Source organism: Rossellomorea sp. y25, from assembly GCF_038049935.1.
Classification (GTDB): Bacteria; Bacillota; Bacilli; order Bacillales; family Bacillaceae_B; genus Rossellomorea.
In genome coordinates this window covers 3,790,095-3,808,283 of sequence record NZ_CP145886.1, presented here as the reverse complement: position 1 = coordinate 3,808,283, position 18,189 = coordinate 3,790,095, and the positions used below count along the sequence as shown (strand labels likewise).

The 18,189-nt window shown below is 42.0% G+C and carries 19 protein-coding genes and 1 riboswitch; of the genes, 15 read left to right on the top strand and 4 right to left on the bottom strand.

Annotated elements, in window-relative coordinates:
- Window positions 1-8 precede the first annotated feature (8 nt).
- The 13 genes from sufD (at window position 9) to AAEM60_RS19195 (ending at window position 14,029) form a co-directional block, all read left to right on the top strand.
- Window positions 9-1,319, top strand: coding sequence for a Fe-S cluster assembly protein SufD (gene sufD / locus AAEM60_RS19255; RefSeq protein ID WP_341356893.1), 1,311 nt, complete (start codon window positions 9-11; stop codon window positions 1,317-1,319).
- Window positions 1,319-2,548: a cysteine desulfurase gene (locus AAEM60_RS19250; protein WP_299743667.1), complete on the top strand. Its 1,230-nt coding sequence runs from the start codon at window positions 1,319-1,321 to the stop codon at window positions 2,546-2,548. Before sufD ends, AAEM60_RS19250 begins: the two co-directional genes overlap by 1 nt.
- The gene (gene sufU / locus AAEM60_RS19245; protein WP_044338168.1) at window positions 2,538-2,978 is read left to right on the top strand and encodes a Fe-S cluster assembly sulfur transfer protein SufU; all 441 of its coding nucleotides are present in this window, start codon (window positions 2,538-2,540) and stop codon (window positions 2,976-2,978) included. Before AAEM60_RS19250 ends, sufU begins: the two co-directional genes overlap by 11 nt.
- Before the next feature lie 39 nt (window positions 2,979-3,017).
- Entirely contained in the window at window positions 3,018-4,415 is a 1,398-nt protein-coding gene (sufB, locus tag AAEM60_RS19240) for a Fe-S cluster assembly protein SufB (RefSeq protein WP_148970815.1), read from the top strand.
- A 152-nt stretch (window positions 4,416-4,567) separates the two neighbouring features.
- Window positions 4,568-5,410: a DUF72 domain-containing protein gene (locus tag AAEM60_RS19235; RefSeq protein WP_299743677.1), complete on the top strand. Its 843-nt coding sequence runs from the start codon at window positions 4,568-4,570 to the stop codon at window positions 5,408-5,410.
- Between the two features lie 21 nt (window positions 5,411-5,431).
- A complete protein-coding gene (locus AAEM60_RS19230; protein ID WP_299743680.1) occupies window positions 5,432-6,256 on the top strand; it encodes a sulfite exporter TauE/SafE family protein in 825 nt (274 codons plus the stop codon).
- 27 nt (window positions 6,257-6,283) lie between these two features.
- Entirely contained in the window at window positions 6,284-7,636 is a 1,353-nt protein-coding gene (locus tag AAEM60_RS19225; protein WP_341356892.1) for a bifunctional UDP-sugar hydrolase/5'-nucleotidase, read from the top strand.
- Between the two features lie 56 nt (window positions 7,637-7,692).
- Complete coding sequence (locus AAEM60_RS19220; protein ID WP_299743686.1) at window positions 7,693-7,995, top strand: DUF1805 domain-containing protein; 303 nt, start codon at window positions 7,693-7,695, stop codon at window positions 7,993-7,995.
- Window positions 7,996-8,187: 192 nt separating this feature from the next.
- On the top strand, window positions 8,188-9,300 hold the full coding sequence (locus AAEM60_RS19215) for an HD-GYP domain-containing protein (RefSeq protein ID WP_341356891.1): 1,113 nt from the start codon (window positions 8,188-8,190) through the stop codon (window positions 9,298-9,300).
- Between the two features lie 59 nt (window positions 9,301-9,359).
- A complete protein-coding gene (gene yunB, locus AAEM60_RS19210) occupies window positions 9,360-10,124 on the top strand; it encodes a sporulation protein YunB (protein WP_148970790.1) in 765 nt (254 codons plus the stop codon).
- A gap of 79 nt (window positions 10,125-10,203) precedes the next feature.
- Window positions 10,204-10,386, top strand: a riboswitch (Lysine riboswitch).
- Between the two features lie 115 nt (window positions 10,387-10,501).
- A complete protein-coding gene (locus AAEM60_RS19205) occupies window positions 10,502-12,067 on the top strand; it encodes a Na+/H+ antiporter NhaC family protein (RefSeq protein WP_341356890.1) in 1,566 nt (521 codons plus the stop codon).
- A gap of 320 nt (window positions 12,068-12,387) precedes the next feature.
- Window positions 12,388-13,914 carry a sodium-dependent transporter gene (locus tag AAEM60_RS19200; protein ID WP_299743697.1) on the top strand — a complete coding sequence of 509 codons (1,527 nt, stop codon included), beginning with the start codon at window positions 12,388-12,390 and terminating at the stop codon, window positions 13,912-13,914.
- 1 nt (window position 13,915) lies between these two features.
- On the top strand, window positions 13,916-14,029 hold the full coding sequence (locus AAEM60_RS19195) for a methionine/alanine import family NSS transporter small subunit (protein ID WP_299743700.1): 114 nt from the start codon (window positions 13,916-13,918) through the stop codon (window positions 14,027-14,029).
- 40 nt (window positions 14,030-14,069) lie between these two features.
- Here the strand turns inward: AAEM60_RS19195 and AAEM60_RS19190 are convergent, their stop codons facing one another.
- A complete protein-coding gene (locus AAEM60_RS19190) occupies window positions 14,070-15,029 on the bottom strand; it encodes a M23 family metallopeptidase (RefSeq protein ID WP_341358024.1) in 960 nt (319 codons plus the stop codon).
- Between the two features lie 268 nt (window positions 15,030-15,297).
- On the opposite strand from AAEM60_RS19190, the gene lipA reads away from it, so the two are divergent.
- Entirely contained in the window at window positions 15,298-16,215 is a 918-nt protein-coding gene (lipA, locus tag AAEM60_RS19185) for a lipoyl synthase (RefSeq protein ID WP_299743703.1), read from the top strand.
- Window positions 16,216-16,360: 145 nt separating this feature from the next.
- Here the strand turns inward: lipA and AAEM60_RS19180 are convergent, their stop codons facing one another.
- Window positions 16,361-17,089, bottom strand: a complete 729-nt coding sequence (locus AAEM60_RS19180; protein WP_299743705.1) for a YhcN/YlaJ family sporulation lipoprotein — start codon at window positions 17,087-17,089, stop codon at window positions 16,361-16,363.
- Between the two features lie 102 nt (window positions 17,090-17,191).
- Here AAEM60_RS19180 and AAEM60_RS19175 point away from each other — a divergent pair, with 102 nt between their 5' ends.
- Window positions 17,192-17,467, top strand: coding sequence for a YutD family protein (locus AAEM60_RS19175; protein ID WP_299744023.1), 276 nt, complete (start codon window positions 17,192-17,194; stop codon window positions 17,465-17,467).
- Window positions 17,468-17,509: 42 nt separating this feature from the next.
- Here the strand turns inward: AAEM60_RS19175 and AAEM60_RS19170 are convergent, their stop codons facing one another.
- Entirely contained in the window at window positions 17,510-17,812 is a 303-nt protein-coding gene (locus AAEM60_RS19170) for a cytosolic protein (RefSeq protein ID WP_341356889.1), read from the bottom strand.
- A 67-nt stretch (window positions 17,813-17,879) separates the two neighbouring features.
- Window positions 17,880-18,149: a DUF3055 domain-containing protein gene (locus AAEM60_RS19165; protein ID WP_299743716.1), complete on the bottom strand. Its 270-nt coding sequence runs from the start codon at window positions 18,147-18,149 to the stop codon at window positions 17,880-17,882.
- Between the last annotated feature and the right edge of the window lie 40 nt (window positions 18,150-18,189).

Genomic DNA, 18,189 nt, shown 5'->3' with positions numbered 1-18,189 from the left:
GGATGAAAATGACTGTAGAAACGAAACTACCAGTAGATCAGGACTATGTCAGCTCCTACTCAAAACAACTTGGAGAGCCAGAATGGTTAACAACCCTTCGTACAGATGCCTTTGATAAAGTAAAGGATCTAAGCCTTCCAGTTGCTGATAAAACAAAAATCACGAATTGGAATTTTACTCAATTCCAGAAGCATACTGTGGAAAGTGATGCGTTTTCATCATTGAGTGAGCTGCCGGATGAAGCTAAAGCATTAGTTGATTTGGAAAGCACAGACCAAAGTTTATATATTCAACGTAATAATACACCTGCTTTTCTTTCTCTTTCGAACGAATTAAAGGATAACGGTGTTATTTTCACGGATATTTTTACAGCAGTGAAGGATCATAGTGAACTTGTTCAAAAGTACTTCATGACTGAAGGCGTTAAAACGGATGAGCATAAGCTAACAGCACTTCATGCAGCGTTAATGAATGGAGGGGCATTCCTTTACATTCCGAAAAACGTAGAATTAACCCAACCGATTCAAGCGGTATACGTCCATGACAATGCTGAAGTGGCGATGTTTAACCACGTATTGGTTGTTGCTGAAGACAATAGCTCTGTCACGTATGTTGAAAACTATATTTCTACTACAGATGTAGAAGGTGGCGTATACAACATCGTAACGGAAGTTGTGGCAAATAATAATGCGAAAGTGGCGTACGGTGCGGTGGATAATCTAGCAAGCGGATTAACGACTTACGTTAACCGTCGTGGAGTTGCACAAAGAGATGCACGCATCGAGTGGGCTCTTGGATTGATGAACGATGGAGACACCGTTTCTGAAAACGTAACAAACCTAATGGGCGATGGCTCATACGGAGATACAAAAACGGTTGTTGTTGGACGCGGAAAACAGAAACAAAACTTCACGACAAAGGTTGTTCACTTCGGTAAAAACTCTGAAGGATACATCCTTAAGCATGGAGTAATGAAAGACGAAGCATCTTCCATCTTTAATGGTATCGGTAAAATTGAACACGGTGCGTCTAAGTCGAATGCAGAGCAAGAGTCTCGCGTCTTGATGCTTAGCGAAAAAGCACGTGGAGATGCAAACCCGATTCTTCTTATCGATGAAGATGACGTAACGGCAGGTCATGCTGCGTCTGTGGGTCGAGTGGATCCATTGCAACTATACTACCTGATGAGTCGTGGTATCCCGCAGCATGAAGCGGAACGTCTGGTTATTCATGGTTTCTTGGCTCCAGTGGTGAAACAATTACCGATTGAAGGAGTTAAGAAACAACTTGTTGAGGTTATCGAAAGGAAAGTAAACTAATGGATGTAAAAGAGATTCGTAAACAATTTCCGATTCTCGACCAGGAAGTAAATGGCCATCCACTTGTTTATCTTGACAGTGCCGCAACATCACAAAAGCCAGTTTCAGTTATCGAAGCGATGAATGATTATTATCGTGGATATAACTCTAATGTTCACAGGGGTGTTCACACTCTTGGGACGAGAGCGACAGATGGATATGAAGGTGCCCGCGAAAAGGTCCGTAATTTCATTAACGCTTCCTCGACTCAAGAAGTAATCTTTACCCGTGGGACGACAACAGCAATCAATACAGTTGCAGCAAGCTACGGTCGCGCCAACCTTACCGAGGGTGACGAAATTGTGATTACTCACATGGAGCATCACAGTAATATCATTCCTTGGCAGCAGTTAGCCAAAGAAACCGGAGCGACTTTAAAATATGTACCTCTTCAAGAAGATGGAACGATAGCGATTGAAGATGTCAGAGCGACCGTCTCATCTCAAACGAAAATTGTTTCGATCATGATGGTTTCAAACGTGCTTGGTACGATGAACCCAATTAAGGAAATCACCAAGATTGCTCATGAAAATGGTGCAGTCATGGTCGTTGACGGAGCACAGGCCGCTCCACATATGAAGATCGACGTACAAGACTTGGACTGTGATTTCTTTGCCTTTTCAGGTCATAAAATGGTAGGTCCCACAGGAATCGGAGTGCTTTATGGTAAGAAAAAACACCTGAACAAAATGGAACCGGTCGAATTTGGTGGAGAAATGATTGACTTTGTCGGACTTCAAGAATCCACCTGGAAAGAGCTTCCGTGGAAGTTTGAAGGTGGTACACCGATCATTGCAGGTGCCATTGGACTTGGAGCTGCGATTGATTTCCTTGAAGAAGTAGGACTTCATAACATTGAAGAACATGAACATAAGCTTGCGGCTTATGCATTGGAGAAAATGAATGAAGTTGAAGGCATGAAAATTTTCGGACCAAGTGATCCCGGAAAACGCGCAGGTCTTGTTACGTTTAACATTGATGATGTTCATCCGCATGATGTGGCAACCGTACTTGATGCTGAAGGGATTGCCGTTCGCGCGGGTCATCACTGTGCACAACCTCTGATGAAGTGGTTGAACGTATCCGCAACAGCACGTGCCAGCTTCTACCTCTATAATACGGAAGAAGATATTGATAAACTTGTTGCAGGCCTATTGAAGACAAAGGAGTTTTTCAGCGATGTCTTTTAATAATTTAGATCAGTTATATCGACAAGTCATCATGGATCATTATAAGAATCCACGAAATAAAGGTTCTTTAGAAGATGGAAGCTTTACCATCGATATGAATAACCCTACTTGTGGAGATCGCATACACCTGACTTTAAAGGTGGAAGATGGTATCGTTCAGGATGCGAAGTTCGATGGAGAAGGTTGTTCGATCTCCATGGCTTCTGCTTCAATGATGACACAAGCGGTTAAAGGGAAAGAGATTGAGAAAGCATTGAAGCTTTCCAAGATCTTCTCTGATATGATGCAAGGCAATGACTATGACGACGATGTGGATTTAGGAGATATTGAAGCATTACAAGGAGTCGCGAAATTTCCTGCCCGTATCAAATGTGCGACATTGGCATGGAAAGCGATGGAAAAAGGAGTGTCAGAGGAAGAGCAGGAATAATGCTCTCCTTCGGCACTACCAAAGAATGGAGGAATCAACATGGCTAAGAAAGCGCCTGAGATTGGAGATTATAAATATGGATTCAGCGACAAAGACGTCTCAATTTTTCGTTCCAAACGTGGTTTGACGCGTGAAATCGTAGAAGAAATCTCCCGCATGAAAGAAGAACCTCAATGGATGCTTGATTTCCGTTTGAAGTCACTTGAGCATTTTTATAATATGTCTATGCCTCAATGGGGCGGTGACATGCAGGAACTGAACTTTGATGAGATCACTTACTATGTGAAGCCTTCTGAAAAGTCAGAACGCAGCTGGGATGAAGTACCTGAAGAAATCAAGCAGACGTTTGATAAATTAGGTATTCCGGAAGCAGAGCAAAAGTATCTTGCAGGGGTTTCTGCTCAATATGAGTCAGAAGTTGTATACCACAACATGCAATCAGATCTTGAAGACATGGGGATCGTTTTTAAAGATACAGATTCTGCTCTTAAAGAGAATGAAGAACTTTTCCGCGAGCACTGGGCAAAGGTTATTCCTCCAACGGATAACAAGTTCGCTGCCCTTAACTCAGCGGTATGGTCCGGTGGATCTTTTATCTATGTTCCTAAAGGAATCAAGGTGGATACACCACTTCAAGCCTATTTCCGCATTAACTCAGAGAACATGGGTCAATTCGAGCGTACACTGATCATCGTGGATGAAGGCGCAAGTGTTCACTATGTTGAGGGTTGTACAGCACCTGTTTACACAACGAATTCACTTCACTCTGCAGTCGTTGAAATCATCATCAAGAAAGATGCGTACTGCCGATATACGACGATTCAAAACTGGGCGAACAACGTGTTCAACCTGGTTACCAAGCGTGCTGTATGTGAAGCGAACGCAACGATGGAATGGGTGGATGGAAACATCGGTTCTAAATTAACGATGAAATACCCGGCGGTTATCCTTAAAGGTGAAGGCGCTCGAGGTATGACACTATCCATCGCATTGGCAGGTAAAGGCCAGCATCAGGATGCCGGAGCGAAAATGATTCACTTGGCACCAAATACTTCTTCTACAATCGTTTCTAAATCCATCTCCAAGCATGGTGGTAAAGTAACGTACCGTGGAATTGTACACTTTGGCCGTAAAGCGGAAGGCGCACGTTCAAATATTGAGTGTGATACGCTGATCATGGATAACCAATCAACTTCCGATACGATCCCTTACAACGAAATTCTTAACGATAACATCTCGTTAGAACACGAAGCGAAGGTATCAAAAGTGTCTGAAGAACAATTATTCTATCTTATGAGCCGCGGTATTTCAGAGGAAGAAGCAACAGAGATGATCGTAATGGGCTTCATCGAGCCATTCACGAAAGAACTTCCAATGGAATACGCAGTCGAAATGAACCGCCTGATCAAGTTCGAAATGGAAGGTTCAATCGGATAATCTTTTAAACCAAACTCCCTTGATGTCTCATCAGGGGAGTTTTTTCTGGTTCCAATAATCACTACGATTCTTCCTCAATCCATTCAAACATAAGAATTTCCATTCCCCTTATGATAAAATGGACATGTTCATAATAAAGCAGGTGAATGAAGATGATATACATAGGTGTAACAGGCTGGGGAGATCATGATACCCTTTATGAAAATGTTTCCCCTAGAGACAAACTAAAAGAATACGGTGCTCATTTCCCCATCGTCGAGGTGGATACAACTTTCTACGCTGTCCAGCCTATTCGAAATGCTGAAAAATGGGTAAGGGAAACACCCCGGGACTTTAAGTTTATAGTAAAAGCGTATCAGGGTATGACGGGACATCAGCGGGGAGAAATCCCTTTCGAAACAAAGGAAGAGATGTTTAGGGCCTTTAAAGAATCCCTTGCTCCATACGTAGATTCAGGTAAGTTAGCGATGGTACTGCTTCAATTTCCCCCTTGGTACGATTGTAATAAGGAACATGTTGACTATATCCGGTACTGCCGGGAACAATTAAAAGGGTTCCCCCTGTCGCTTGAGTTCCGTCATCAAAGCTGGTTCAGACCACAGTTTCGGGATAAGACGTTAACGTTTATGAAAAAGGAAGGGTGGATCCATAGCATTTGCGATGAACCTCAGGCAGGAGAAGGATCTGTACCGCGGGTCTTGGAAGCCACTCATAAAGATGCGACTCTTATTCGGTTTCACGGCAGGAATCTGTATGGCTGGAATAAACCGAATGGAGGAGATTGGCGGGAGGTTCGTTATTTATATCGCTATAATCGTGCTGAATTAGAGGAGTGGATTCCGCATATTTATCAGCTGCACAAAACCTCTAACGATCTTTATATTCTTTTCAATAATAATTCCGGTGGAGATGCCGCTGATAACGCGAAAGAGCTCATTGAATTATTAGGCATTGAATATGGAGGACTTGCACCAAAGCAACTGGATTTATTTTAGCTGACAGGAGATGAAAGACAGATGGAATGGATTGTTCTTCTATCAATCGGACTTTTAGCAGGAGCAATAGGATCCCTCGTCGGATTGGGCGGAGGCGTCATCATTGTTCCTGCCCTCATTTATTTCGGTACATATACAAGCTTGATAGAAGAAATGAACCCTCAGACAGCAGTAGGAACATCATTGGTCATTATGATTTTTACAGGGTTATCATCCACCCTGGCCTATCTAAAGCACAAGACCGTAGATTATAAAAGCGGTTTGATCTTCTTTGCAGGCAGTGGGCCGGGTTCAATACTGGGAGCGTGGGTAAACAAGGGATTGAACATGGAAAGCTTTAATTTATACTTCGGCATTTTCATGATACTGATCGCCATTATTCTCATGGTCCGAAACAAGTTAAAGCCTATTGAGAAATTCAAGGATGCTTCCTTTCAACGGAAGTTTACGGATCCCGCTGGAAAGACCTTTCGTTATGGGTATCCTCCTTTATTAGGAGGGGCTATTGCTTTTGTAGTTGGATTTACGTCAGGTTTATTTGGCATTGGTGGCGGATCATTAATGGTACCTGCCATGATCTTAGTATTTCTTTTTCCTCCCCATGTAGCCGTTGCCACATCCATGTTCATGATTTTTCTATCTGCGTTGGTTGGCTCAGGTACACATATCATGTTAGGCAATGTAAAGTGGTTGTATGCTCTTGCCCTTATTCCTGGGGCCTGGATTGGAGCTAAGTCCGGGGCCTATTTAAATACGAAACTTGAATCGAAAGTATTAGTGAGTATTTTACGCATTATTTTAATTTTAATTGGAATTCGATTGATTTACCAAGGCATTACAGGATAACATACCTCCAATAGGAGTGAGCAAATAGTGAGAGAAACCATTCATATTTATCATACAAACGACCTTCACAGTCATTTTGAACATTGGTCAAGGATTCGGGATTTTTTGAAAATGAGAAAACAATGGCATCTTGATGAAGGGGATCCTGTTTATCTATTTGATATCGGAGATCATGTGGACCGCTGGCATCCATTAAGTGAAGCGACTTTAGGAAAAGGAAACATCGAATTTCTAAATGAAGTCGGCTTTGATGCTGTAACGATCGGGAACAATGAAGGTATTACACTGGACTATGTAGATTTAAACAGCCTTTATGATCATGCCGATTTTCACGTGATTGTAGGCAATCTATTAGATCAGTCTGGACTACATCCAAGCTGGTTAAAGCCTTATCATATTTTTCGAACGGATAGTGGAATGAAGATAGGGGTCATTGGATTGACAGCCTATTTCAAACCATTTTACGAAGCTCTCGGCTGGAATATTACATCTCCAATGGATGAACTGCAGAAGTTGGTTCAAGAGCTTCATCCACAGGTGGATATGATAATCCTTCTTTCACATTTAGGGATAAGGGATGACGAGGTGATTGCAGAACAATTTCCTGAGATTGACGTTATCCTCGGAGCTCATACCCATCATGTACTTCATCAAGGAAAAGAAATTAAGGGAACGATGCTTGGCGCAGCAGGAAAGTTTGGTCATTATGTTGGGCATATGATGATTGAGGTTGATATAACCAATAAAACCATCATAGGGAAAAAAGCACAGCTCTATGAACAGCACGAGCTTCCCTCTGTCGAAAAGGAAGAACAGGAAAGCCTGGAGTGGTATCAGGCAGGAGAGGATTTGTTAAGAAAAGAAGTATCATCTCTTACGAAATCCTTATCCGTGGATTGGTTCAATCCATCCCCGCTTCCGAACGTTTTATGTGATGCCCTTGCTGAATGGTGCCGGGCTGATTGTGCCTTTCTTAATTCAGGCTTGCTCATCGATGGACTGAGTGAGGGATCGGTGACGAAACAGGATTTGCATCGCATCCTGCCTCATCCGATCAATCCCTGCCTGATTAAGGTGAAGGGGGCGGAGCTTAAGGAAATCATTAAACAAACATTTAATGAGGAATGGCCGCATCTTCAAGTGAAAGGGTTAGGGTTCAGAGGCAAAGTGATGGGACGATTTGTATACACGAATGTTCAATTCGGAGACCATGAAATCTTAATCGATAACAAGCCGATCGATTCTCAGAAAGTGTACAAGCTTGCCTTACCTGATATGTTCACGTTTGGACACTTCTTTCCTGACCTTCAAAGACTAGAAAAAAAATACTTTATGCCTGAGTTTTTACGAGATGTTCTTGAATGGAAATTAAAGCAGTAAATGTTTCACCGTTTCCTTTTCCGCGTCATACATATGAGTGAAAGGAGCGATGAAACATGATGAATGTATTTCCGATTACCATTCAGGGACATACCTTTTTAGCGATTTCTGTTGAACTGCCCAAAACCAATCTCCTCGTTGTGACGAGTGATATAGGATATATAATGTGTGGAGCACTGGACGTAGCGTTACTAAATGAGAAGTTAAAAGACAGAGGAATCATTGCAGGAAGAGCCGTCGGTGTAAAAACAATCGATCAGCTACTTGATGCCCCTCTTGAATCCATCACCATAGAAGCAGAAAATCGCGGCATCACACCGGGCATGATCGGCCGGGATGCATTGTTAAAAATGATATAAGTGTCAAGAAGGACCAGTTGCTCTTTTGAGGGCGCTGGTTTTTGTTTTGGTGTCGGAGGACACCATCAATATTCTTTCATGAATAATTAACAATATACAAGGAAATACACCTTGCAAGAACGTTTTTATCCTTTATAATGGAGATACTAGGAAATTTTGTCGAAAAATGAAAGAATTACATAGGAGAATTCTATGAGGCTTATATCAACTAGGGCTTTGAAACCGGGCATGGTTCTAGCTACAACCGTATATAATATGAGAGGTCAAGCTTTAATTCATGATAACGTTCCGATAACAGAACGCATGATTTATAGATTGCAGGAGCTTAGTATTCAGTATGTCTATATTGAAGACTCGCTTTCGAGCGGAATCCATGTAAATGGGACCGTTTCGAATAAAGTGAGACAGCAAGCTGTAAACAATATTGAAATGGCCTTTAATCAATTAAGCGCATCGAAAACGGCGCCAAGTGCGCTCATGATTGAAGATAGTGCTAAGCAATTGAAGCAGGTGATTGATGTAGTCTTGTCTGAAGTAAAGGCAAATCATGATCTCCTAACCATTTTGACAGATGTTTTCACATATGATTCCTATATTTTTCATCATTCATTTAATGTTACATTGTATACGCTCTCAATTGGTCTTGAACTTAAGCTCTCTGCTAAACAGCTCGAGCAGTTAGGGGTGGGAGCGATTTTGCATGATATCGGTAAGATGCTGGTACCAGAGGAGATTCTATTGAAGCCAGGTAAGCTGACAGAAGGCGAGTTCTCTGAAATTAAGAAGCATTCTGAACACGGCTTTGAGATTCTGAGACAGCTTCATTCTGTGTCTTTGATCATTGCTCATTGCGCTTATCAGCATCATGAGAGGCTTGATGGATCCGGTTATCCACGGGGAATCAAAGGCGAGGATATTCATCCGTTTGCAAAAATCATTGCAGTGGCGGATGTATTTGACGCCATGACGTCTAATCGTGTGTATCGGAAAGCCATGCTTCCACATCAAGCGTTGGAGGTATTATATGCAGGCAGCGGCACCCTGTTTGATACAAATGTAATCGGAGCCTTCAGGTCTTCTGTTGCCATCTATCCAAATGGGATGGTTGTGGAGCTGAATGATGGCCGAAAAGGAATAGTGACAGATCAAAATAAAGGGGTAACGGATCGACCGGTGATTCGGATCATCGAAGAAGACGGACAGGAATTACAAACCCCTTATCCCATTGATTTAAGCACGGAATTAGATAAGGTGATTACCGGGTTTGACCCGGATTATGAACCCCAATCTCTAAAAATTAAATAATTTTTTTGCGTTAAACCCCTCTTACTGTGCATACAAATAGCTTGTAAGGGGGGATTTTTTTGTCAAAGTTTAAAACATACAAACCCCGAAGAGGAGGGCCGCTACCTTTTCGATATGTGATGATCATTACGATTCTATTCTTTATGATATCTACTGGATTCGGGTTGTGGATCATTAATAAAGGTTTAAAACCGACACTTCTTGCTTATGCTGAGACCCAGACCAGCAGGATCGGTACGTTAGTTATCAATAAAGCAATTAACAAAAAAATTGCCGATGTTCTTGATATTTCGGATATAACGGAAGAAGTGAAGAATACAGAAGGCGATATTGTCTCATTTAAATACAATACTCAGACAATCAACCGGGTTCAGGCAGAAATCACAAACTTAGTACAGCAAAACCTGCAGGAAGCAGAGGAAGGAAATTTAGAAAACCTGGAATTTATTACCGAAGTGGAAATCGATGAAGGGAAATCTAAAGCAGCGAAGGGCATCACTTACTCGGTGCCTCTTGGTCAGGCGACCAACAACGTGTTACTCGGTAATCTGGGTCCAAAAGTGCCCATTCGCTTTCATTCGATCGGGGATGTCCGTTCCGATATTAAAACGACAGTAGAGCAATTTGGGATCAATAATGCTGTTGTAAAAGTGTTTGTCGAGCTTGAAGTCAATGTCCAGATCATCATTCCATTTGCAACGAAAACGGAAACCATCAAGCAGGATATCCTGGTTGCCATGGGTACCGTTCACCTGGATGTACCACAGTTTTATAACAATGGTGGAGGTGAATCCAGCCCATCCATTGAAATTCCCACAAATTAGTCAGGAAAAAAAGTTGTCAAAAGAATGATAGTTTGTTATATTAATAAAGAAAATTTAATAACACACCACATCATCAGTCCGATGGGGTAGAGGCGCAGGGTTCAAGAGTATGCTGTTTGAGGATGACAACTGGGAGAACAGATGAAAGGGAACTTTTGCCGAAGTAAATATGCATGTCGAAGGTGTATTTGCTGGGGTTATCTTGAAGAAGGATAACACTGTCATTATAGGGGAATCTCTATAATGGGGAGCTACAGATCGTGATGGAGCACTTAAATTACTTACTAAGGTAATGATAGTTTCTCTATCGTTGCCTTTTTTTATTATCCTCTGTCATGCTACGATGGTTCCCCCCTATCAAATAGGAGGAGGACACTATGGAAAACACGATTTACTCACTATTACCACCCCTTTTAGCCATTCTTATGGTTATACTTACGAGACGGGTTCTACTTTCACTCGGAGTAGGAATCGTTGCGTCTGCCTTTCTGTTAGCAGATTTCTCAATTACAAAAACATTCAGCTTTATGTGGGACGCCTTTAAAGGCATCTTTGTCGCAGATGGAGCACTCAACACCTGGAATGTCTATATTATTTTCTTCTTACTTATTCTTGGTGTGATCACGGCGTTTGTGAACATTTCCGGCGGTAGCCGCGCATTTGGTGAATGGGCTATGAAACGTGTGAAAACGAGAAAAGGGGCACAGCTTCTTGCAGCCGTTTTAGGTATCATAATTTTTATTGATGACTATTTTAACGCCCTTGCTGTAGGACAGGTTTCGAGACCCATTACGGATCGCCACAAAATTTCACGTGCAAAACTAGCCTATATCATTGACTCCACATCGGCACCGATTTGTGTCGTTTCACCAATCTCAAGCTGGGGAGCGTACATTATCGGGATTATCGGTTCGATTCTTGCTGCACACAGCATCACTGAATACACAGCATTTTCAGCATTCGTTCAAATGATTCCAATGAACCTTTACGTCTGGGCAGCTGTCCTTCTTGTGATCATGGTTGCTGCTAAAGGCTTGGACTTCGGAAAAATGAAAGAGCATGAAGTAAGAGCCCTTGAAACAGGAGCCCTTTATGACCCTGAAAAAGAGATTCCAGGCGAATTGAAAAATGATCTGCCTGTAAGCTCGAAAGGATCAGTAGGAGATCTTGTCTGGCCAATCGTGGCTCTGGTCATCGGTACAATCGGAATGATGCTCTGGACAGGGTATCAAGCCGTCGGATCATTTGACATCCTGCCGATATTTGAAAATACAGATGTAACGAAATCTTTATTATATGGTGGATTATTCGGTCTCCTTGTTGCGCTGATCTTCTTCCTTCGTCAAGTCAGCTTGAAAGGAATTGAAGGCAAAGCCGTTGGAGTAGCAGTAGTGGAAGGAATCAAATCCATGCTGCCAGCCGTTTACATTCTTATCTTCGCATGGACGATCGTAACATTGATCGATCAATTGCAAACAGGTACGTATCTTGCGGGTCTGGTTGAACAATCCAGCTTACCGATGCAGGCACTTCCGGTCATCTTGTTCTTAGTTGCCGGAATCATGGCGTTCTCCACAGGGACATCCTGGGGATCGTTTGGTATCTTACTGCCGATCGCCGGGGAAATTGCAGCAGCGACAGATGTAAGTATCTTATTGCCTGCTATGGCAGCCGTTTTAGCTGGATCCGTATTGGGAGATCACTGTTCTCCAATCTCAGATACGACGATCCTTTCCTCAACTGGAGCAGGAAGCAATCATATCGATCACGTTCTCACACAGCTTCCATATGCATTGATCGGAGCGGTTGCTGCTTCAATTGGATACCTTGTACTGGGATTCACTGGTAGCACGTTACTTGGTTTAGGAGTTGTGATTATTTTAATCCTGGCATTCGCTTTTCTGTTTGGTGAAAAAGCAAAACCGGCTGTATCAGAACAATAATGAAATGAAGAACCAGGAGCTCATCGGCTCCTGGTTTTTTTATGCAATTTTCACTTGATGTCAGGGTATTTATTAAAACCCATGGTGGTATCAAGAAATCCCCCTCGACCTTTCCAATCATTAATCCTTCATGTTTCGACAAAATTCATATAGTGAAATAGTACCTGTCCCAATTTGAAAAAATCTCTCTGTAGGCTTAAAAATAGCTTTGACAATTGTCCTGGAACTAGCTATACTGACTTTAGATTATAAATAATCTGAAAATATAAAAATTTCAAATACCTTAATATGGTAGTTGAAAAGAACTAGGGGGGACCAATATGGAGAATCGTGCCCAGTTTGGAACACGAGCAGGATTTATTCTAGCTGCCGTCGGGTCAGCAATCGGTTTGGGAAACATTTGGCGTTTTCCGGCAGTAGCGTATGAAAATGGTGGAGGAGCATTCTTTATTCCTTATTTATTCGCTCTTCTAACAGCGGGAATTCCATTATTAGTACTTGAATTTACATTAGGTCATAAGTACCGTGGCTCAGCACCGCTATCTTATTTCCGTCTTAATAGGAAATCAGAGTGGCTTGGCTGGTGGCAGGTGTTAATTGCATTTGTTATTTCTACCTATTATGCCGTCATTATCGCGTGGGCGATGTCCTACAGTGTATTTTCTTTCAATCTAGGTTGGGGCAAGGATACAGAGTCATTCTTATTCAATGACTATTTAAAGCTTACGGTTGATCCTGGTCAAACGGGCAGTATCGTTCCTGGAGTATTCATTCCACTTGTATTGGTCTGGGTGATTACATTAGGAATTCTTTTCAAAGGTGTAAAGAAAGGAATCGAAGTAGCGAATAAGATCTTTATTCCGGCACTAGTTATTTTATTCTTAATCATTGTTGTTCGCGCTTTAACATTACCTGGAGCATTGGATGGTCTGGACGCTTTCTTCAAACCGGATTTCAGCAAAATTGCTGATCCAAGTGTATGGGTAGCAGCATACGGACAGATTTTCTTCAGTTTATCAATCGCTTTTGCAATCATGATTACGTATTCGAGTTATCTTCCGAAGAAATCGGATATTACAAATAACGCGTTCATCACAGGATTCAGTAACTCGGGCTTTGAATTATTAGCAGGTATTGGAGTATTTGCTGCTTTAGGTTTCATGGCTCAATCTCAAGGTGTAGGTGTTCAGGAAGTAGTAAGCGGGGGAGTTGGATTGGCGTTTGTGGTATTCCCGCAAATCATTAATGAATTCCCGGCCCTTAACGGATTATTCGGATTCTTGTTCTTCGCTTCCCTGGTATTAGCAGGGCTGTCATCACTTATCTCGATTACAGAGACGTATGTAGCAGGTGTTTCTGAGAAGTTCGGGGTTTCCCGTACAAAAGCCGTCCTATTCGGTGGAGGACTTTCTGCAATCATCTCTATCTTATTTGCGACTCAAGGTGGATTACTGTTCCTGGATGCGGCAGACTACTTTATCAATCAGTTTGGTGTAGCATTCGCCGGATTAGTTGAAGTTGTAGTAATTGCCTGGTTCTTACGCAAGTTAGGTGCATTTCAATCCCACGCCAATGGAATCTCTGATATCCAGCTTGGTGCATGGTGGAAGATATGCTTAGGTGTCATCACACCAATCGTCCTTGGATGGATGATGTTCGGTTTATTCAAAATGAACCTACTAAAAGAATTTGAAACTGAAACTGGAAACTACGGTGGTTACTCGGATGCCTTCATTCTTTACAGTGGTTGGTTTGTTGCAGGATTCGCGATCCTCGCCGGTGTTGCTTTCTCCTTTAAACGCTGGCATGCAAAAACAGAAGCTGAGAGCTATAAGGAGGTAAGCTAATATGACTGGTAGCGCTATTGCAATGATGGTTGTAGGGATGGTCATCATCTGGGGTGGATTAGCAGCTAGTATCATGAACGCTGTTTCCAAATCCAAATCCAAAAAACAGGTATAAAAAGATGAAGCAGACGATGGGATAACCATTGTCTGCTTTTTTAACGTTTTTTGCTTTTGATTCTGTCTTGTCGTTCCCACATTCGTAAGTGAGGGTATGGATCAAAGGACCACTCCGTCAAGCCGTTATCCTTATACATCCCATAGTGCAAATGGGGAGGGAATTTTCCCGATGTTCCAGGAGGTCCATATCCCGAGCTCCCAACACCGCCTATGACCATACCGGGTTCAACCACTTGTCCTACGTGAAGATCTTTAGAGAAACCACTAAGGTGAGCAAAGTAATGATACGTATTATTAATGTCACGTATCCCGATCCGCCAGCCTCCATATCGGTTCCATCCTTTCATCTCAATGATTCCATACGATGTCGCTCTTACAGGTGCACCATAATCAGCAAAGAGGTCCGTCCCTTCGTGAATTCGTCTTCCTCCCCAACCACGGGCATCACCCCAAGTGTTTCGATAACTGTAGTTGAACCTGAGGGGAAGGGGAAAGGCTTTCTGGTTTAAATGGATTGTACCGTATTGCTTATAAATTTTTGCATTTCCCATGATGATACTGACCGTTTTATCACGTTTGTAATAGTCCCACAGAGCAAGTTTGAAATTATCCCGGTCAATTCCGTACCGCAATATTACCTCTGTCAAAGCTGCCAATATATCTTCATCACTCTTCAGGCTCGCTTTACCGTCGAAGTCTCCATCCCGGCCCACTCCATTGAATAGAGCGATTGTTTCGGGATTGTCATCATCCGGATTAGGGTTTAGAGGGCCGACCCACTTTTCTGGCTCCATATAAATCGATATAAGAGAAGAGGGCTTTTCCCGATCTTTACGGGCAAACCGAAGACTCCTCTCGTACTGATCAATGGCAGCGAGATAGTACCAGGGAATTTGAGTAAGTGCCTCGCTTTTCTGGAATAACTCCATTCTCTTTGTGTGGATCTGTTCATCTGTCAGCTTTTCTGCTGCAAAGGTTTGACAAGGACTAATGAACATGCAAAAAGCCACAAAGGTAAAGACCAATCGTTTGTACAAAATAATCCCTCCATTTTTAGGGGCCTACTTCTAGTTTGTATCGTTCACCGGGATTCATAATCATCAATAAATGGTAATAGGGTATCACATGCTTGTTTTCGCTTTTTTAGTATGATAAAGTGACAAAAGAAGTATATTGATGATGGCTTTTTTTACATAAGATGAACGATCTAGAAAGCGTTTCACTCTTTGCCTAAGTCAGAATTATTTAGGATTGGAGATGAGGGGTATGAGTAAGAAAGATGAACATATTCGGAAACCGGATTGGCTTAAAATTAAGCTGAATACGAACGATAATTATATGGGCTTGAAGAAAATGATGCGTGAAAACAATCTTCACACGGTATGTGAAGAGGCTCGTTGTCCTAATATTCATGAATGTTGGGGAACTAGAAGAACAGCTACATTCATGATTCTTGGAGATATTTGTACAAGAGCATGCCGATTCTGCGCAGTAAAAACAGGCCTTCCAACTGAATTAGATCTGAAAGAACCAGAACGCGTTGCAGATTCTGTTCAATTAATGAATCTGAAGCATGTAGTTATCACAGCTGTTGCCCGTGATGACCTGAAAGATGGTGGATCACAAGTCTTTGCTGAAACAGTTCGTGCAATTCGTCGGAAAAGTCCATTCACTTCAATTGAAGTATTACCTTCTGATATGGGTGGAGTATTCGATAACATCAAAACACTGATGGATGCAAAACCAGACATTATGAATTACAATGTCGAAACCGTTCGTCGCTTGACTCCAAGAGTTCGTGCCCGTGCTACATATGACCGCACATTGGAATTTTTGCGTCGTGCTAAAGAATTAAACCCGGATATCCCAACAAAATCAAGTATCATGGTCGGTCTTGGGGAAACAAAGGAAGAAATCCTTGAAACAATGGATGACCTTCGTGCAAACCATGTTGATATTGTGACATTAGGTCAATACCTGCAGCCATCTAAGAAACACTTGAAAGTACAGAAATATTATCACCCGGATGAGTTTGCTGAACTACGTGAAGCAGCGATGCAAAAAGGCTTCAGTCACTGTGAAGCAGGTCCACTTGTTCGTTCTTCATACCATGCAGATGAGCAAGTTAACGCAGCTGCCAAAGCAAGACAAGCAGCCGGAGAGCAAGAAGTTCAAAAGGCATAATCATTTATATATAAAAGGACTGACCTGAAGGAGAAAATCTCTGACAGTCAGTCCTTTTTGTAGCTAAGTAGAGGATGACAAGGGATGCATTTAAGCATTTACGCCATAATGCTTCGCCTCTGGTCAGCCTCCTCCAATCTTACTTTTAATCGACCATGTTGTCTGTGTTGTCTTTTCGTTTTTGGCGATCTTTGTTAATTTTATGGACGTCGTCGTCCTGCATTTCGTATTTCTCAGATGTCATTTCACCATTTGGATTTTCACCTGCGTCTACATTTCTTCCCTGAGGAGAATCCTGCAGCATTAGGTTAATGGTATCATCGATAGCTGTGTTGGCGTTACGGCTATCACTATCCATCTTGGCAAGGTTCTCTACATTCCGCATCAGGCTCTTGTCATCAGTCACATAGACGTGGTACCAGCGGGGAATAACAGACATGGCTGTTTTCTTTACCTGATCGGCTACTTCAAAGCGACCATCTTTATCCTTTTTGTCGGTCACATATGAAATCAATACTTCTTCGTCTGTGACAAGAGTGGAACAATCTTTCACGTCAGGAAGAGCCACACTCATTTTGCTGATCGTGTCGGCTACTTGTTCACGATTGATGCTGTACATATCCTTGGTGGAAATGGTTTGACCACCTGTAGGACTTTTCTGTTGGCGAACATAACCGAAGTCCTCACCGCGGTGGGCTCCTTTTTTGGTCCAGCTATTTTCGTTGTACAGGTCTTCCCGGTCATTCACGTTTATGGTGTTTCCATTGTCGTGAAACATTTCCTCATTGGCCGTGTCGATTCCATCACAGGCAGTTCCGATTAGCGCAATACTTAAAACAGTTGTACCCAGAATGAATTTATTCAACTTAAACACCCCCTATTTGATAGGGTGACCATCTCTTATGACAATTTTTCATAGTAATTAATGGACAATCCGTTATAATTTAAGATAAGGAAATGAAAGTGGGTGGACGAAATGATTTGTGTGCAGAATACATGCTACGAAATCGTTGAGGAATTTAGAGACGGATTCAACGAGGAAGCATTTAAGGAAAGATATAGCGATATCTTAAGCAAATACGACTATATCCTTGGGGATTGGGGATATGGCCAGCTTCGTTTAAAGGGATTTTTCGATGACCACAATCAAAAAGCGTCATTTGATACAAAGGTAAGTACACATAAGGATTACTTGTACGAATATTGTAATTTTGGCTGCGCTTATTTTCTTTTAAAGAAAGTCAATAAATAATGATGAAAGGAACAAACCGTCTGGTTTGTTCCTTTTGTATTTTTACTTATTTTCAGTATATGGAGGTTCTTCATTCACATCGGTGTCTGCATGAACAGGATGAGACCCAGGCTCCTGACGTGGAATATCCTGATGAAGTGATTTGTTTTCATAGTTGAAGGCACTGTAATACCGTTGTCCTTCTTCCCATGGAGTGCTTTTGTTCTCGACTGGAGTATGCTTTCCCCGCGGAGATCCGTAAGGTCCTTCAGGAAGTGTTTCTGGAACGATAAAATTGCGATACGTTTCAACATTAGAGAAGTCACTATATACTTCTTCTTCTTTGTCTCTAGGTTCTTTACTCATTTTATCTCCCACCTTTCATACTTGTAGTATGTGAGAGTGGGGTGGACTTCATTCTTCAGTGCACATTTTACAAAATGATTTCCCCTAAGAAGTCCCTCAATTCATCGGCTTCTTCCAGAGTTAACTTGAATACACTTTCTACATATCCGGGTTCATCAAGATCATCTCTGCCAACGATCGCAAATCGACTGCCTTGAAGGTCTAGTACCAAAGATTTACCATAATATCGATCTGTCTGGGTAATAGCTAAGTCGTACCGCTGATTTTCCCCCATAAAGCTCACAAATCGTGTTTTTGTATTTTCTGTATCATCGTATAAATAAAATCGTTCACTCATGACGATGTCCTCCTCTTTTTCTGCTTATTTCATCATAACA

What these genes read in the sequence shown, in the direction of transcription:
- sufD (WP_341356893.1), top strand. Translation starts at nt 9, where the DNA reads ATGACTGTAGAAACGAAACTACCAGTAGATCAGGACTATGTCAGCTCC.
- AAEM60_RS19250 (WP_299743667.1), top strand. Translation starts at nt 1,319, where the DNA reads ATGGATGTAAAAGAGATTCGTAAACAATTTCCGATTCTCGACCAGGAA.
- sufU (WP_044338168.1), top strand. Translation starts at nt 2,538, where the DNA reads ATGTCTTTTAATAATTTAGATCAGTTATATCGACAAGTCATCATGGAT.
- sufB (WP_148970815.1), top strand. Translation starts at nt 3,018, where the DNA reads ATGGCTAAGAAAGCGCCTGAGATTGGAGATTATAAATATGGATTCAGC.
- AAEM60_RS19235 (WP_299743677.1), top strand. Translation starts at nt 4,568, where the DNA reads ATGATATACATAGGTGTAACAGGCTGGGGAGATCATGATACCCTTTAT.
- AAEM60_RS19230 (WP_299743680.1), top strand. Translation starts at nt 5,432, where the DNA reads ATGGAATGGATTGTTCTTCTATCAATCGGACTTTTAGCAGGAGCAATA.
- AAEM60_RS19220 (WP_299743686.1), top strand. Translation starts at nt 7,693, where the DNA reads ATGATGAATGTATTTCCGATTACCATTCAGGGACATACCTTTTTAGCG.
- AAEM60_RS19215 (WP_341356891.1), top strand. Translation starts at nt 8,188, where the DNA reads ATGAGGCTTATATCAACTAGGGCTTTGAAACCGGGCATGGTTCTAGCT.
- AAEM60_RS19205 (WP_341356890.1), top strand. Translation starts at nt 10,502, where the DNA reads ATGGAAAACACGATTTACTCACTATTACCACCCCTTTTAGCCATTCTT.
- AAEM60_RS19200 (WP_299743697.1), top strand. Translation starts at nt 12,388, where the DNA reads ATGGAGAATCGTGCCCAGTTTGGAACACGAGCAGGATTTATTCTAGCT.
- AAEM60_RS19195 (WP_299743700.1), top strand. Translation starts at nt 13,916, where the DNA reads ATGACTGGTAGCGCTATTGCAATGATGGTTGTAGGGATGGTCATCATC.
- AAEM60_RS19190 (WP_341358024.1), bottom strand. Translation starts at nt 15,029, where the DNA reads ATGTTCATTAGTCCTTGTCAAACCTTTGCAGCAGAAAAGCTGACAGAT.
- lipA (WP_299743703.1), top strand. Translation starts at nt 15,298, where the DNA reads ATGAGTAAGAAAGATGAACATATTCGGAAACCGGATTGGCTTAAAATT.
- AAEM60_RS19175 (WP_299744023.1), top strand. Translation starts at nt 17,192, where the DNA reads ATGATTTGTGTGCAGAATACATGCTACGAAATCGTTGAGGAATTTAGA.
- AAEM60_RS19170 (WP_341356889.1), bottom strand. Translation starts at nt 17,812, where the DNA reads ATGAGTAAAGAACCTAGAGACAAAGAAGAAGAAGTATATAGTGACTTC.
- AAEM60_RS19165 (WP_299743716.1), bottom strand. Translation starts at nt 18,149, where the DNA reads ATGAGTGAACGATTTTATTTATACGATGATACAGAAAATACAAAAACA.